The sequence below is a fragment of the Oerskovia sp. 140933 genome (assembly GCF_059651515.1).
The window spans coordinates 20,567-35,035 of sequence record NZ_JAMXIO010000013.1 but is presented as its reverse complement, the minus strand read 5'-3'; the positions used below and the strand labels follow the sequence as shown (position 1 = coordinate 35,035).

Here is a 14,469-nt window from a genome sequence, read left to right as displayed (position 1 = left end):
CTGTCCGGGGTCATCCCCGCAGGGGCAGGCTCAGCACCCGGGACAGGTCGTCCCCGGTCCCCGACGCGTCGACGACCACCCGCACGGGCACACCCCAGTCCTGCTGCGCCAGGTGGCACGCGGGGAACACGTCGGGGTCGGGAGTGCCGTCGTCGAGCAGGGGCACGACGTCGCACGACGCGGCCTGCGCGGTCACGTGCAGCACGCCTTCGCCCACCTCGGGGTTCACGACGAGCCCCCGCGACAGGTCGGTGCCCGTCCCGGCCCCGTCGAGCAGCAGCTCGGGCGGTGTCGCGCTCACGGTCAGCCGGGTCGACGGCCCGAACCGGTCGTCGAGCTTCTGCCCGGGGGCGGGCGAGAACGGCACGTCGAGGCGCAGCTCCCCGGCCACGACCTCGGTCACGGGTCGCTGCGTGCGGTGCGCCCCGCCGTCGAGCAGGTCGCCCGCGAGGTCCGCCGGGAGCGCGACGCGCGTGACGCGGTGCGCGGCCGACTCCACGACGAGCAGGTCGATGCGCGCCCCGGGCTCGGTGGTGCTGCCGGGAGCCCAGGGTTCGCCGTCGACGAGCACGACGACGTCGCTCGGCTCCGCGAGGCCCGTCGCCAGGGTCGTCACCCGGCCGGGCTCCACGTCGTCCCCGGCGGGCGGGACGTAGCGGCGGATCGCGCCGTTGTACGTGTCGGCGACGGCGACGCTCCCGTCGGGCAGCGCCGCGACGCCGAGCGGGTGCTGGAGCAGGGCCCGGTCGGCCGCGCCGTCGCGGTGGCCGAAGTCGAACAGCCCTTGCCCGACGGCGGTGCTCACCTCGCCCTGCGTCGTCCCGGGGACCGGGGTCACCACGCGCAGCGCCGACGTCTCGGAGTCCGCGACCCACACCCGACGGTCGGGCCCGACGGCCAGCCCGGACGGCTGCGCGAACCACGCGTCGACGAGCGGCCCGTCGAGCAGGCCCTCGTTCATGGTGCCGCCGACCAGGTCGATCGACCCCTGCTCGCCGTCGAAGGCCCACAGCGAGTGGTTCCCGGCCATCGCGACGAGGAACGCGCCCGCCTGCTCGACCCAGGCCACGTCCCAGGGCGACGAGAGCTTCTGCAGCACCGCCCCGCCCGTGCTCTCGATCGACGCGGGCAGGCCCGCGGGCCTGGGCTGCTCCGGCATACCCGCGCCCACGAGGACCGTGAGGCGTGACCCGAACGGTCCGTCGACCTCGGCGAGCTCCCCGCCGACGGGGGCACCACCGTCCGGGGCAGGCAGCACGTTGTCGACCGCGCCCACCATGTACTGCTGGCCGTTCCCCGCGACCGTCGTCACGCGACCGTCCGCGAGGCGCACCCCGCGCAGCGCGTGGTTGACCGTGTCCGCGACCAGGACGTCGTAGCCGAGGTGGGCGCGGAGCTCGGTCGGGACCAGGCACAGTCCGTTGGGCTCGCTGAACCGGGCGTCGTCCGGCCCGCCGTCGACGAGCCCGCGCTCGCCCGAGCCGATGCGCCGGACGAGCGTCTCGCCGTCGGGCAGGACCTCGGCGAGCGAGTGGTGGCCCGCGTCCGCGACCAGGAGGTTGCCTCCCGGGAGCGCGATCGCCTTGGCGGGGAAGCGCAGCGTGCCCGACGTCGGGGCGGGGGGCACGTAGACGTCGTCGCTCCCCGCGGTGAGGGACCGCAACGTGCCCTTGGCGCGGTGCTCGGCCACGAGCTCGTCGACGAGCGCGGCGAGCGCGGACGCGTGCCCCTCGCCGGCCATCTGCGCGACGACGTAGCCCTCGGGGTCGATCACGACGAGCGTCGGCCAGGCCCGTGCCGTGTACGCGGACCAGGTGACGAGCTCCGGGTCGTCGAGGACCGGGTGCCGCACCTCGTAGCGCTCGACAGCGGCGGCGAGCGCGACCGGGTCGGCCTCGTGCTCGAACTTCGGGGAGTGGACGCCGATGATGACGAGGTCGTCGCGACGGGCCTCCTCGAGCTCGCGCAGCTCGTCCAGGACGTGCAGGCAGTTGACGCAGCAGAACGTCCAGAAGTCGAGGACGACGACCCGCCCGCGCAGGTCGGCGAGCGACACGTCGCGGCCGCCGGTGTTGAGCCAGCCGCGCCCGACGAGCTCGGAGGCGCGGACGCGGGGCAGGCGGGCGTGGGGGGTCGTGGAGCTCACCCGAGAATTCTGCCCCAGGCCGGGCGTCCGCCCGCCACCCGCTGCTAGCCTCGCGGTCTCGACGCGCGACTGTTCCTCGGGGTGGAGGCGGGATGACCGACGACGTGGCACGCAGGGTCTCGCTCCGGGCTGCGCGGGAGGACGACCTCCCGACGCTGTTCGAGATCCAGCTCGACGACACGGCCCAGCACCAGGCCGCCTTCACCGACGCGACCGCCCGGGACCGGGACGCCTACCTGAGGAAGTTCCGGCGGATCCTGGCCGACGACGCGATCGTGAGCCGGGTCGTGGAGGTCGACGGCGAGGTCGTCGGCAGCGTGGCCGTCTTCCCGATCGAGGGCGACACCGAGGTCACCTACTGGATCCGGAGGGACTGGTGGGGCCGAGGAGTGGCGACCGCGGCGCTGGCAGCCCTGCTCCAGGAGGTGCGCACGCGGCCGCTCCAGGCACGGGTGGCCGAGGACAACCACGGTTCGCGCAGGGTCCTGGAGCGCAACGGGTTCGTGCGGATCGGCAGCGAGGAGTCGTTCGCGACGGCACGCGACGCGACCGTCACGGAGCTGATCCTCGAGCTGCCCGGCTGAGGTCCGCGCTCAGCCCGCGCCGACGTGCCCCGTGACGCGCACGACGACCGCGACGCCCTCGATCTCCTGCGGCAGGTCGCGCTGGGCGTCGGCGTCGACGACGTTGACCTGGAGGCACCAGGTGTCGTCGGGGGGCCCGGTCTGCGCGTCGGCGGCACCCCCCGCAGCCTCCACCGGCGCGCGCGCCAGCCCGATCCCCGTCACGCCGTCGTGGCCCGCGAGGGCCTGCTTGAGCACGGCCTTCGCGTCCCGGGCCTGGTCGATGCTCGCCACTGGTGCCACCCTCCGACCGTCCGGCCGACCGTCCACGGCGAGCCGCGGCCAGGGCTCAGCGGGCGAGCCGGGCATCGAGCGCGGCGAGGACGGTGTCGATCGGGTTGACGTACGTCAGCCCGCTCCCATTCTCTCCCCCGGTCTCCGACCCGGCAAAGAGCAGCCCGAGCGCGACGCCGTCCTCGCGGTACACGAGCGACCCCGAGTCGCCGCCGCGCGAGAACGGCCCGGTTCCCGTGGCCTCGACCTCGATCTGGTCGTCGAAGCGCAGCACCCCGAGCTCCTCGCCGTACCCGACCAGGACGTCGTCGAGCTCGATCGCCGTGACGCGGCCGGCCGTGACGGCCGTGGTGCGGCCGACCTTCCCGACCGTCTCGCCGCCGAGCGCGACGGCCGTGGTCGTGATGCGGCCCACGGGATGGTCCAGGTCGACGTGCTCGTCGTCGAGCAGCGCGATCGCGGCGTCGACCGTCGCGGTCCGGCCGGGCACGAGGGGCACGGTCGCAGCGAGGGTCCCCACCTGGTCGGCGGGGGCGCGTCCGCCGTCGGCGGGCCCCGGCTGCACGACGGCGTCGCCCACCCGGGCTCGCGGCGACCCGGCGAGCACGTGGTAGTTGGACAGGGCGTGGAGGGCGTCCCCGACCAGGACGAACGCACCGAGCGTGCCCGCCGTGACGTCGACGTGCGCGATCGAGACGCCGGGGCGCAGCGGCCGCACCCGACCCGTCTCGCCCGCGGCCCGGGCGGTCGCGACCGGCGGTCGCGGGCCGCCGCCGGTGCCAGACCCGCCGAGCGCGCGGATCCGCCCCGTCCGGCGCACGTCCACGACCGGCCCCGCCTCCGAGGCGACGCGTCGAGCGATGCTCCGGACCTGCGGGACCCCCAGGCGGTAGCGGACCGCGATGCCGTACCCGCCGCCGTCGCGCGGGGCGAGGCCGAGCGCGAGCGCGGGGACGGGTCGGCCGTTCCCTGCCGTGCCGGGCGCGGGGAGCCCGCTCGCGGTCGCGTCCGGGCCCGCGTGCTCCACGAGGTCGCGTGCGAAGTCTGCGAGCTGCGCCTTGATCTCCCGTGCTTCGTCCCTGTCCATGCGACGAGGTTGGCACAGCCCACCGACACGGACGTGACGCACGTCACCGTGTCGTCGGGCTGTTCGCTTCACGACACGCCGATCCCAGGAAAACTTCTTCCTCGAAGTCGCGTCATGAAGTACTGGTTCGCCCCTCTTGAGAGGTGTACACAGTTTCTCCGCCGCGAGACCCGCGGCCCTCACCTTGAGAGTGATCATGCACATCGACCACGCGTTCCGGCCCTCGACCGACGAGATCCGTTGCGCCATCCTCTGGGCCCTCGACCACGACCGTGCCGCCCTCGTCGAGCACCGCACCTACGCCCACCTCAACCTGCTCAGCCCTCTGCGCCGTGCCGCGGACGCCCGTCTCGTCCGGCGCTGGCTCGAGGCCTCCGCGGTGTCGTCGGTCATGACCCAGTCGCTGGCCATGGCAGCATGACCGCGTGATCGACTTCGACAACGCGACCTACGTCAAGCTCAACCCGTGGGACCTGGCCGGCGCGCAGAAGGACCTGCAGCAGGTCCTCCACGCCGACGAGCAGGTCTACCTCGCATTCAAGGGCATCCGTGACTCGGTCACGTTCACGAGCAAGCGGATCATCGCGCTCAACGTGCAGGGCATGACGGGCAAGAAGAAGGACTTCACGACCCTCCCGTACAGCAGGATCCAGGCCTACTCGGTCGAGACCGCCGGCACGATCGACCTCGACTCGGAGCTCGTCCTGTGGTTCTCGGGCCTGGGCAGGGTCAAGCTCGAGTTCGGGCGCGGCGTCGACATCTACACCGTGAACCGGCTGCTCGGCGACAAGGTCCTCTGACCTCTCGTCGCACCCCGCCCGCACCGGCCCTCGTCGCGCCGGGCGCGCCCGGCTACCGGCTGACGTCGACCCACCGGGCCCCCGCCAGCTCCGCGAGCCGGTCGGGCGTGATCGCGAACGCGCTCGTCGGGCTGCCCGCCGCCGGGTACACCGTCTCGAAGCCCTGCAGCGACACGTCGCAGTACACGGTCACGGGTCCGCTGTGCCCGAACGGACCGACACCGCCGATCGGCTGCCCCGTCAGCTCCGTCGCGGCCTCGGCGTCGAGCATGCGCGGCTTGGCCCCGAACGTCGCCTTGAACTTCGTGTTGTCGACCCGCGCGTCGCCACGCGTCACGAGCAGGAAGCTGCGCTCGCCGTCACGCAGGGCCAGCGTCTTGGCGATCTGCCCCGGCTCGACCCCGAGCGTCGCGGCCGCCATCTGGACCGTCGCGGTGTCCTCACCCGTGTCGAGGATCGTGAGGTCGGGCGCCTGGGCGTCGAAGAAGGCACGGGTACGGTCGGTGCTCACGGGACTCCTCGGGTCTGCGGCGACGGTGCCGCTCTGGGTGGTCGGGGACATCATCGCTCGCTGGTCGCGCGGACGGAAGCACCCCGGCCGCGCCCGTCGGGTGCCGAGAACGGGCTTGCGGTCGTTCCGAGCCCCTGGACGACCGCAAGCCCGTTCTCGACCAGGCGCAGGGTCGTCCTCGGCGCGACCCCGCGAGTCACCCGTCGCTCAGGCCACGGGAACGGCGCCCGACGGCGGGGTCCCCACCTCCGCGACCGGCCGGGGCACGTAGGGCTCGCCCGTGAGGTCGGCCCGCTCGGTGCGGTCGAGGCGGAACCACCGGATGGCCTCGCGCGAGCGGCACCACGCGACCACGTACCAGGCGCGGCCCGTGTGGGCCAGGATCACGGGCTCGACGCGACGCACCGACTCGTTCCCGCGCCCGTCCCGGTACCTGATCGCGAGCACGAGGGACCTGTCCAGCGACTGCTCGACCGCACGCAGGACCTGCAGGTGCACGCGGGCGTGGGGCACCGGGCCGCCCGTCCCGCCCTCCGCCGACCCGTGGGCGGAGGGCGGGACGGGGGCACCCGGGTGAGGGGCGTCGTCGGGCGCGGCGGGCTCCCGCGGACCCGGGCCGCGGTCGATCCACACCCTCCCCGCGAGCGCCGCCGCCCGCTCGCGGGCCTGCGGGCCGAGGGCGTCCCAGACCTTGCCCTGCGCCGCCGTCGCGTCGACCGCGAACGGGCTGCCGGGCGGCAGCGCGGCGAGCGCGACCGCGACCGCGACCGCCTGCTGCGGCGTGAAGTTGACGGGCGGCAGGGACGCGGACGGGTCGAGCACGTAGCCGCCCCCCGGGCCGGCCTGCGCCCAGATCGGCAGCCCGGCCTGCTGGAGCGCCGAGACGTCGCGCTTGACGGTGCGCTCGCTGACCTCGAGCAGCCGGGCCAGCCGGGCGCCGGTGGTCCCCGTGCGTCCGGCGCGACGCAGCTCCTCCGCCATCGCGTAGAGCCGTTCGGTCTTGTTCACGTGCCGCCCCCAGTCGAGATCGTCGGAACCCCTCGGACAATGGTGACAGACAGGTGTCACCGACACCCCGGCAGGCTGGGCCCATGACCACCTCGACGCAGCGCAGCAGCACCGACCAGCAGGTCCACGTCGTCCTCGTCCCCGGCTTCTGGCTCGGGGCGTGGGCGTGGGACGACGTCGTCCCCCACCTCGAGGCCGCAGGCCTCGCACCGCACGCCGTCACGCTCCCCGGGCTCGACGACGCCCGGACCGACCGCAGCGACCTCACCCGGGAGGACCACGTCCAGGCCGTGCGCGACGTGATCGCGCCGCTCGAGGGCGACGTCGTGCTCGTGGGCCACAGCGGCGGCGGGCCCGTGATCCACGAGGTCGTCGACAGGGACCCCGCACGCATCCGCCGAGCGGTCTACGTCGACTCGGGACCGTTGGTCGACGGGGCCTCGCTCGCCCCCGACCTCCCGGCGGGGACGGTCGAGCTCCCCCTGCCCTCGTGGGACGAGCTCGCGGCCCAGGGGTCGAGCCTCGACGGGGTCGACGAGGCCGGGCTCGCACGGTTCCGCGCACGGGCCGTCCCCCACCCCGCGGGCGTGGCCGGGGGCCGGGTGCGCGTGAGCGACCCCGCCCGGCTCGACGTCCCGGCGACAGCGATCTGCACGAGCCTGCCCTCCGAGATGGTCGAGCAGATGGCGAACCCCGGCCCGCCCCTGCACACCGAGCTCGGTGAGCTCGACGTCACGTACGTCGACCTGCCGACCGGGCACTGGCCCATGTTCTCGCGGCCGGCCGACCTCGCGACGGAGATCGTGCGGGCCGCGCGGGCATAGTCCCACCGGGACGGACGACGAGGTCGGGCTGCGCGGTCCGGCGGCCCGACCTCGTCCTCGGCGCGTCCTCGCCGCGCCTGCGCGCGGCTAGGACCCGGCGGTCACCGTGACCTCGACGAGCGCAGCCTCGCCCAGACCACCCGGGGACACGACGCGCCGACCTTCGGGCTCGTCGCCTGGGACCCGGAGACGTTCGAGCGCTCCCCCAAGCCGAGCCTCGGCTGGCTCGGGTCCGTCGCCCGCGGCGAGACCTCGCTCGACGACTGAGACCGGTCCCCCTGCCCGGGGCCGCCGAGCACCCCTGCTCGGCAGCCCCGGGCTTCGTCGTCCCACCCGCCGTCCGCGAGGACCACCGGACGCGTAGCCGGTGGTCGACGAGGGCGGTGGGCGGACGCGGGCCGACGGGTCGACCGTCCCCGGGTGCGACCGCGCCGTCCGGGTGCATGCTGGAGGGAAGGGGTTCCACCCCGGAGCCCCCCGGCAGGGAGGTACGGCAATGCTCGGAGTCGTCCAGGCCGCGAGCGTCGACGCCGCGGTCTACGTCCCCACGGGGTCCGGCCCCGCGAACTGGTTCCTGCTCTTCGGCATCCTGGTCGTGGCGTTCATCCTCGTGTTCATGATCGTCGAGCTGGTCCGCGCCGCCCGCGACCGGCGCCTGCCGCCGCACCGGCGCGCGTCGCACTGACCGACCCCCACCAGGCCGCGCCCGGCCCGACATGCGCCCGGCGCGCGTGCCGCGCTCCGCCGTCGGGCCCCCTGCGCCGGCCGACGCGCGCCCTGCGCGGGCGGGACGCGGCACGCGCCGCGCCCCGCCCCCGCGGGTCAGCCCAGCGTCGTCGGGAGCTGCGCCGCGCCCTCGCCCGGCGCCACGCCCAGCACCCGCTCCGCGAGGAACGCCTGCACCACCTGGTACCAGACGATCGAGTGCTGCGGCTGGAGCACCCAGTGGTTCTCGTCCGGGAAGTACAGGAAACGGTGGTCGGTGCTCCCGTCCGCGGCCGCGGGCAGGCCCGACGACGACAGCAGCTCGTACCAGAGCCGCAGCCCCTCGCCGATCGGGACGCGGTAGTCCTTGTCGCCGTGGATCACGAGCATGGGCGTCACGATGTCCGCGACGTAGCGGTGCGGGGAGTGCTCGGCCGCCATCTCGGGCGTCATCTCACGCTGCCAGTAGTACGACGCGTCGGTCGTCGGGCCGAACTGGTCCAGGGCCCACAGGCTCGCGTGCGTCACGATCGCCCTGAACCGGTCCGTGTGGCCCGCGACCCAGTTCGCCATGTACCCGCCGAACGAGCCGCCCATCGCGGCCGTGCGGGTCTCGTCGATCTCCGGCAGCGCCTCCGCGGCGTCCGTGATCGCGAGCAGGTCGGTGTACGGGGCCGCGCCCCACGCGCCCCAGCCGCGCTGCACGAAGTCCTGGCCGTACCCCGTGGACAGCGCCGGGTCCGGGAGGAGGACCGCATAGCCCTGGGCCACGAGGATCCACGGGTTCCAGCGCCAGCTCCACGCGTTCCACGAACCGAGCGGGCCGCCGTGGATCCATAGCAGCAGCGGGGCAGGGTTCTCGGCGCTCGCACCGTGCGGCAGCGCCAACCAGCCACGGACCCGCACGTCGTCCGACGCAGCGGTCTCGATCTCGGTGAGCGTCCCCGGCAGGTCGGGGCTCGCGACCGGGCCGCGCAGCGGGGCCGCTGCGACGGGCGTGCCGTGGCCGGCAGGGGCCGCGAGGAAGTCCGCCAGCTCGATCCGCACGGGGTGCGACGGTTCGAGGTAGCTCGTGCGCAGGGCGTACGCGGCCGACGCGTCGGGCGCGACACGGACGTCGGTGAACGTCGCGTCGTCCGAGGTCAGGCGTGACACCGTGCCGTCGACCCCGGAGCCGTCGGGCGTGAACGCGACGTGGAAGACCGGGCCGCGCCCGTCGTCGTCGGCCGTCACGAGCAGGCCGTCTCCCGTGGGGAGCCACGCCACCGACGAGGGCCAGCGGTCCCAGCTCGCGGCCAGCGAGCGCAGACCGTGGTTGGCCCCGCCGTCCCCCGGGTCGCCGTCCGACCCGTCGCCCGCCCGCAGCGGGACCACCGCGAGGCTCTGCACAGGTGCGTCCTGCGGCGTCGTGAGCGTGTCGCGCACGAACACGACCCACGCACCGTCGGGAGAGATCACGGGCGAGCCCGCGTCCGCGCCGGGCTCGTCGACGAGCGTGCGGCGCTCACCGGTCGCGGTGTCGATCGCGACGAGGACCGAGCGCTGGGAAGCCCCCGGCCCGGGCACCTGCCACGTCGTCACGAGCGTGGTGCCGTCCGCGGACAGGTCCGCCGAGTGCTCGCGCAGCGCCGGCCCGACGGCGGACGTCACGTCCCGCAGCTCGACGCGCCCCGCGGGGAGGTCGGGGTCGGTGCCCGCTGCGTGCCCCGTGAGGGGGTCGATGTCGGCCGTGGGGTCGGCCGTGAGGTCAGCCGGCAGCGGGCGCGCCGGCTCGTCCGTGAGCTGCGAGAGGTCGGCGACGAACCGGTGCGGCTCGGACGGACCCAGGTCGTGGTCCCAGTACCGCACCGGGTACCCCGTGTGGAGGATCGCGGCGACCTTCTTGTCCTTGCGAGCCTTGCGCAGCTCGGCGTCGTGCGCCAGGTCGCGTGCACTGGGCAGGACGTCGGCCGCGAGCGAGAGGACGGGCGCGCTGCGCGCGACGAGCGGGGCCGAGACCCCGGCCGGGGCCGACGCGACGATGCGCGCCTCACCACCCGCGGCCGGCAGGAGCCACAGGGCCGAGGTCGGTTCGCCCTCGGTCGACGACGAGGCCTCGCTGTCGGGGCGCGCCGACGTGAAGAGCAGGTCGCCCTCGGCCGTGAACGCCGCCCCCGACTCCCCCTTGGTGCTGCGCGTCAGGCGACGGGCAGGCGCCTGACCGGTCGGGTCGACCTCCCACAGCGCCGACACGTACGCCGTGCGCTTCGCGTCGAGCGTCGCCACGCTCGTCACGAGCCGACGCCCGTCCGGGGACATCACGAGGCCGCCCGTGCGAGGGATCGCGATGTACTGGTCGAGGTCGTGGAAAGGGGTGGTGGGGCGCTGCTCGGGGTCGGTGAGGCCGGGCCCCGAGGGCTCGGGCGGGAAGCCAGGAGTGTCAGTGGTCACTGCACCGTCCTATCACGGGGGCTGCCCACGGTGCGGGTGCCGGTGCGAGCCCGCGCACGCGCATACTGGACCCGTGCCCAAGGTTCCTGTCCTCGCCCTGACCGTGAGCGCCGCCGTCGGGCTGCTCCTGACCGGGTGCGGGTCCGACCCCGCACCGGACCTCGACGAGACCGTCCTCGCCGCCGTCGACGCCGCAGGCGACGCCGACGGCGAGCTCGACCTCATCAGCACCACGCACTTCGACTGGCAGAAGGCCGTGATCGTGTGCCCGGGCGACGACACCACCGAGGTGGCCCAGGCCGCGGGGACCGCCGACGGCCCCGTCCAGGGCGAGCTCCCCGAGACGGTCGACGTGGGGACCGGCTACCTCGTGTTCGTCAACGACAACCAGGTGACGCAGACCGCGGAGCTGCGGCTCGCGCGGGCCGACGTGTGCTCGCAGGAGCTCCCGGTGGCCGACCGTGTCCTGAGCCCGGGAACGACCCTGCGCGTCGAGCCCGGCACCGGTGACGGCTGGGTCGTGACGGCTGGCTGAGCCGGGCCCGGGCCCCGCTGCCGCGCTGCCGAGCTGCCCCGCTGCCGAGCTGCCGAGCTGTCGAGAACGGGGTTGAGGTCGTCATGCGTCAGATGACGACCTCAACCCCGTTCTCGAGCGCGCAGAACCTCGTGCTCGGTCCAGGAAGCTCCTGATCTCGGCTCCGACACGTCCCTGCGTCGCCAGGTCTCGAGCCGTGAAGCGCAGCAGTGCCGCACCCCGCGAGGCGACGAGGCGGTTCTGCCGCAGCCGGTCCGCGAACAGGGCCTCAGGCGATCCGTGCACCCCTGCACCGTCGATCTCCGCGATCAACCACGCCCCGTCCGGGAGGCGCCAGCCCAGGTCACCCCGGGCGAGGAACTCCCCGGCTTCTCCCGTCAGCACGACCTGCAGGTCGTCCGGCGGGACACCTGCATCGAGACAGTCGAGCCGGGCGAAGGTCTCGAGCGGGGACTCGGCCCGTGGGTCGCCGAGCTCCCACCACGAGTGGGTCCGGGCGACGCCTCGACGGCCTCGAGCCAGGTCGTGCGCCCGGTCGAGGCCTCCGGCGTCGAGCAGCCGACCGTGCAGTGCACTGTCCATCAGGGCCACGGCGTAGCGGCGCGACACCTCCGGAACGGCCTGGGCGAGGGCCCAGTCCGGCGTGGCGACGTACCGCTCGCCCACCCGGTGGACCGTCATCCCGTCGTCGAACTGCCGGAGCACGATGCCCTCCCTGGACTCGGTCGCACGGCCACCCGGGAGGGCGGCCTGCGGGGTGATCCGCAGCGGCAGCCCCTGCACCCCGAGCAGGGCCAGCGCACACGGTCCGACGGCGATCGCGTCCGGGCCGAACGCCAGGAGCGCCGCCCAGGCCGCGCGTCGACGCCGGTGGTCGGGCGCGCCGGGCACGTCGCGCCGGTCGGGGCGGACGGGGTTCGTGTCGTAGACGCCGCGGGTCACCCGGCTCCAGCGTCGTTGCTCGACGAGGCGGGAGCGTCGGTGCGAGCGCACCTCGTTCGCGTCGCACTGCGCTGCCGACACCAACCCCTCCTGGCGGTACGCGACGGTCAGGAGGGGCTCGGGGAGCGGCGACAGAGGGCGCATCGCGGCATCACAGCACGGGTCACGAGCGGCCCGACCGTGGGACGAGAGCCTCTGTGGACGGACCGGTCCGCCCGGCGTCCTGTGGATCGTCGTCGAGAACGAGGTTCCCCGCGGTCCAGAACGGGGTTGAGGTCGTCATCTGACGAATGACGACCTCAACCCCGTTCTCGGCGACGAAGGGATCGGTCCTTCGTGTCCTGCTCCGCCATCTTCGCGAGCATCCGGTTGTACTCGTCCATCTCGACGTCCCCGTCCTTGTCCACGCGCCGGTCGCGGCGTCGGGCGTCCTTCTCGTCGGACCGCGCCCACATGACCGCGACGACGATCGCGAGCGAGAGCGTCGGCAGCTCGCCGATGCCCCACGCGACGCCGCCGCCGCGCTGCTGGTCGGCGATCGCGCTGATGCCCCAGTCGTGCCCCATGAGCCCGAACCACTCGGGCACGAGGAGCTGCGTCCCGGTCGTGAGCGACACCCCGAAGAACGCGTGGAACGCCATGGTGACGAGCAGGAGCAGGAGCCGCTGGGGCCAGCCGGGTCGGCGCGGGCCCGGGTCGATCCCGACGAGCGCGTTGGCGAACAGGTACCCGGCGAGCGTGAAGTGCAGGAGCATCACGAGGTGCCCGACGTACGTCGTCATCGCGAGCTCGAACGCCGGGGTGTAGTAGAAGACGATCATCGACCCGGCGAAGTTGATCGCGGCGACGATCGGGTTGGCGAAGAACTGCCCCCACCTCGAGGTCACGAGCGCCAGGACCCACTCGCGCGGGCCCCGCGAGCCGTCCTTGCGCACGGGCACGGCCCGCAGCAGCAGGGTCACGGGCGCGGCCAGCACGAGGAAGATGGGCACGACCATCGCGAGCACCATGTGCTGGACCATGTGCGCGCTGAACAGCACGTGGCCGTACACCGCGGGCCCGCCGTTGGTCACCCAGAACAGCACGAGGATCCCCGCGCACCACGAGACGGTGCGGCCCAGGGGCCACTTGTCGCCGCGCCTCGCGAGCCGCCGGACCCAGCGCAGGTAGACGACGAGGGCCGCGACGCACGCGAACGCGGGCAGCAGGTCCCAGCGCCACTCGCTGAACCAGCGGCCGAGGTCCGGCTCGGGGGGCAACGGGTGCCCGGTCACGAGCTCGGCCGGGGTCGGGAGCGCGATCGGCTCGTCCGGCACGGGCGGCGCCGTGGAACCGAGCGCGACGGCCACGCCCGACACCGCGCCCATGACGAGCAGCTCGACCGCGACGAGCCGCCAGAACAACCAGGTCGCGGCCTTCTCGGCGGCGGCCTTCCCCGGGGCAGCGCCGTTCGTCGCAGAGCCCTTCCCGACGGCAGAGCCCCCCGCCGTCCCCGGCCCGCCTGCGGCGGTGGTCGTCCGGGCGGCACCGCCGGCCGTGCCCGTCCTGCCAGCGGCCCCCGCCTGGAGCCGGCGCACGACGAGCTCGCGGTGCGCGAACCCGATCGCGCCGAGCACCACGATGAGGCCGACCTTGACGAGGATGAGGACCCCGTAGTCGGTGCTCAGGCCGTCGACGCCGCCGAGGCGGATCCAGGCGTTCGCGACGCCCGAGACGGCGACCGCCACGAAGGACCAGCCCGCGATCGCGGAGTAGCGCGAGACGGACGAGGCGAACGCGGCCCGGTCGAGGCCGCCGCGCAGCCGCACGATCGCGAGCACGCCGAGCCCACCGATCCACAGGGCCGCGCCGCCGAGGTGGAGGAACATCGAGGAGATCGCGAGCTCGTGGCTCGCGGCGCCGGCGGTGTGACCCGTGTTGGCCTGGAACGCGAGGGCGGTCAGCGCGAGCAGCGCCGTCCACAGGGCACCGGTCGCGGTGCGGACCGCGAGCGCGCACGCCGAGGTGACGGCGGCGACGATCACGACGCCGAGCAGGCTGCGGCCGAGCGAGATCTGGGTGACGAACGCTGCGAGCTGCTCGCCGAACCCGACGCTCGTGACGGGCATGCTCGACAGGACCGAGTAGCGCAGGATCGTCTGTGCCACGGTGAGCACGGCCCACACCGCCGAGGCCGCGCCCGCCACGCCGAGGGCCTTGCGCAGGGGCGGGCCGGCCGGGAGCACGCAGGCCGCGAGCACGAGCGACCCGATGGTCAGGGCGATCGCGAGCTCGGTCAGGGTCGTGGTGATCGGCAGACCCCAGCGGGCGACCACGCCGGGGTCGGCGAACCCTTCGAGTGCCCGGAAGGCGCCGGAGAAGGCGCCCGCCGCGACGACCGAGAGGATCGCGACGACCACGGCCGCGGGCCCGGCGAGCACGAGCCACCAGGGGTTGCGCGGGTGGTCGGCGGCGTCCCGGCCGGCGGGCTGCGCGGTCCGGTCGGGCGCGGTTCCTGGGGTGCTGCGGGGGGCGGTGGCGGTCACCCGACCAGGGTAGGCGGCTCGCGGTGCATCGCGGTATTCCCGCGGTCCGCTGCGTTCCTCGCCCGCGACGGGCCCGCCGTGGCCCGAGCGCCCCGACCG

14 protein-coding genes are annotated in these 14,469 nt (G+C 74.5%); 6 read left to right on the top strand and 8 right to left on the bottom strand.

The window, feature by feature from the left end; translation table 11 throughout:
- Positions 1–10: 10 nt before the first annotated feature.
- On the bottom strand, positions 11–2,146 hold the full coding sequence (locus NHG27_RS08925; RefSeq protein WP_497015965.1) for an NHL domain-containing thioredoxin family protein: 2,136 nt from the start codon (positions 2,144–2,146) through the stop codon (positions 11–13).
- A 92-nt stretch (positions 2,147–2,238) separates the two neighbouring features.
- Here NHG27_RS08925 and NHG27_RS08920 point away from each other — a divergent pair, with 92 nt between their 5' ends.
- A complete protein-coding gene (locus NHG27_RS08920) occupies positions 2,239–2,730 on the top strand; it encodes a GNAT family N-acetyltransferase (protein WP_497015963.1) in 492 nt (163 codons plus the stop codon).
- Between the two features lie 9 nt (positions 2,731–2,739).
- Here the strand turns inward: NHG27_RS08920 and NHG27_RS08915 are convergent, their stop codons facing one another.
- Both NHG27_RS08915 and NHG27_RS08910 read right to left on the bottom strand, forming a co-directional pair.
- Positions 2,740–3,003: a hypothetical protein gene (locus NHG27_RS08915; protein ID WP_497015961.1), complete on the bottom strand. Its 264-nt coding sequence runs from the start codon at positions 3,001–3,003 to the stop codon at positions 2,740–2,742.
- Positions 3,004–3,058: 55 nt separating this feature from the next.
- Positions 3,059–4,090, bottom strand: a complete 1,032-nt coding sequence (locus NHG27_RS08910) for a chymotrypsin family serine protease (RefSeq protein ID WP_497015959.1) — start codon at positions 4,088–4,090, stop codon at positions 3,059–3,061.
- A 196-nt stretch (positions 4,091–4,286) separates the two neighbouring features.
- Here NHG27_RS08910 and NHG27_RS08905 point away from each other — a divergent pair, with 196 nt between their 5' ends.
- Both NHG27_RS08905 and NHG27_RS08900 read left to right on the top strand, forming a co-directional pair.
- Positions 4,287–4,511, top strand: a complete 225-nt coding sequence (locus NHG27_RS08905) for a hypothetical protein (RefSeq protein WP_193719044.1) — start codon at positions 4,287–4,289, stop codon at positions 4,509–4,511.
- A 4-nt stretch (positions 4,512–4,515) separates the two neighbouring features.
- Complete coding sequence (locus tag NHG27_RS08900) at positions 4,516–4,890, top strand: PH domain-containing protein (protein ID WP_497015957.1); 375 nt, start codon at positions 4,516–4,518, stop codon at positions 4,888–4,890.
- Positions 4,891–4,942: 52 nt separating this feature from the next.
- On the opposite strand, the gene NHG27_RS08895 is transcribed toward NHG27_RS08900, so the two are convergent.
- Together NHG27_RS08895 and NHG27_RS08890 are read right to left on the bottom strand one after the other, a co-directional pair.
- Positions 4,943–5,401 (bottom strand): YbaK/EbsC family protein, encoded by a 459-nt coding sequence (locus NHG27_RS08895; RefSeq protein ID WP_321575295.1) that lies wholly within the window; start codon positions 5,399–5,401, stop codon positions 4,943–4,945.
- 207 nt (positions 5,402–5,608) lie between these two features.
- Positions 5,609–6,409, bottom strand: coding sequence for a helix-turn-helix transcriptional regulator (locus tag NHG27_RS08890; RefSeq protein ID WP_497015955.1), 801 nt, complete (start codon positions 6,407–6,409; stop codon positions 5,609–5,611).
- 83 nt (positions 6,410–6,492) lie between these two features.
- Between NHG27_RS08890 and NHG27_RS08885 the strand changes: the two genes are divergently transcribed.
- Both NHG27_RS08885 and NHG27_RS08880 read left to right on the top strand, forming a co-directional pair.
- Positions 6,493–7,233, top strand: coding sequence for an alpha/beta fold hydrolase (locus tag NHG27_RS08885; RefSeq protein WP_497015953.1), 741 nt, complete (start codon positions 6,493–6,495; stop codon positions 7,231–7,233).
- Positions 7,234–7,729: 496 nt separating this feature from the next.
- Positions 7,730–7,918, top strand: a complete 189-nt coding sequence (locus NHG27_RS08880) for a hypothetical protein (protein ID WP_193719050.1) — start codon at positions 7,730–7,732, stop codon at positions 7,916–7,918.
- Between the two features lie 137 nt (positions 7,919–8,055).
- Here the strand turns inward: NHG27_RS08880 and NHG27_RS08875 are convergent, their stop codons facing one another.
- On the bottom strand, positions 8,056–10,236 hold the full coding sequence (locus tag NHG27_RS08875; RefSeq protein WP_497016072.1) for a S9 family peptidase: 2,181 nt from the start codon (positions 10,234–10,236) through the stop codon (positions 8,056–8,058).
- A gap of 205 nt (positions 10,237–10,441) precedes the next feature.
- On the opposite strand from NHG27_RS08875, the gene NHG27_RS08870 reads away from it, so the two are divergent.
- Positions 10,442–10,903 (top strand): hypothetical protein, encoded by a 462-nt coding sequence (locus NHG27_RS08870; protein WP_497015951.1) that lies wholly within the window; start codon positions 10,442–10,444, stop codon positions 10,901–10,903.
- Between the two features lie 81 nt (positions 10,904–10,984).
- On the opposite strand, the gene NHG27_RS08865 is transcribed toward NHG27_RS08870, so the two are convergent.
- Both NHG27_RS08865 and NHG27_RS08860 read right to left on the bottom strand, forming a co-directional pair.
- Positions 10,985–11,989, bottom strand: a complete 1,005-nt coding sequence (locus NHG27_RS08865) for a putative endonuclease domain-containing protein (RefSeq protein WP_497015950.1) — start codon at positions 11,987–11,989, stop codon at positions 10,985–10,987.
- A 155-nt stretch (positions 11,990–12,144) separates the two neighbouring features.
- Positions 12,145–14,370: a bifunctional copper resistance protein CopD/cytochrome c oxidase assembly protein gene (locus tag NHG27_RS08860; protein ID WP_497015948.1), complete on the bottom strand. Its 2,226-nt coding sequence runs from the start codon at positions 14,368–14,370 to the stop codon at positions 12,145–12,147.
- Positions 14,371–14,469 lie beyond the last annotated feature (99 nt).

Excerpts from the sequence above, each read along its gene's own strand:
- NHG27_RS08905 (WP_193719044.1), top strand. The coding sequence starts at position 4,287 with ATGCACATCGACCACGCGTTCCGGCCCTCGACCGACGAGATCCGTTGC.
- NHG27_RS08880 (WP_193719050.1), top strand. The coding sequence starts at position 7,730 with ATGCTCGGAGTCGTCCAGGCCGCGAGCGTCGACGCCGCGGTCTACGTC.
- NHG27_RS08875 (WP_497016072.1), bottom strand. The coding sequence starts at position 10,236 with ATGTCCCCGGACGGGCGTCGGCTCGTGACGAGCGTGGCGACGCTCGAC.
- NHG27_RS08865 (WP_497015950.1), bottom strand. The coding sequence starts at position 11,989 with ATGCGCCCTCTGTCGCCGCTCCCCGAGCCCCTCCTGACCGTCGCGTAC.
- NHG27_RS08920 (WP_497015963.1), top strand. The coding sequence starts at position 2,239 with ATGACCGACGACGTGGCACGCAGGGTCTCGCTCCGGGCTGCGCGGGAG.
- NHG27_RS08885 (WP_497015953.1), top strand. The coding sequence starts at position 6,493 with ATGACCACCTCGACGCAGCGCAGCAGCACCGACCAGCAGGTCCACGTC.
- NHG27_RS08910 (WP_497015959.1), bottom strand. The coding sequence starts at position 4,090 with ATGGACAGGGACGAAGCACGGGAGATCAAGGCGCAGCTCGCAGACTTC.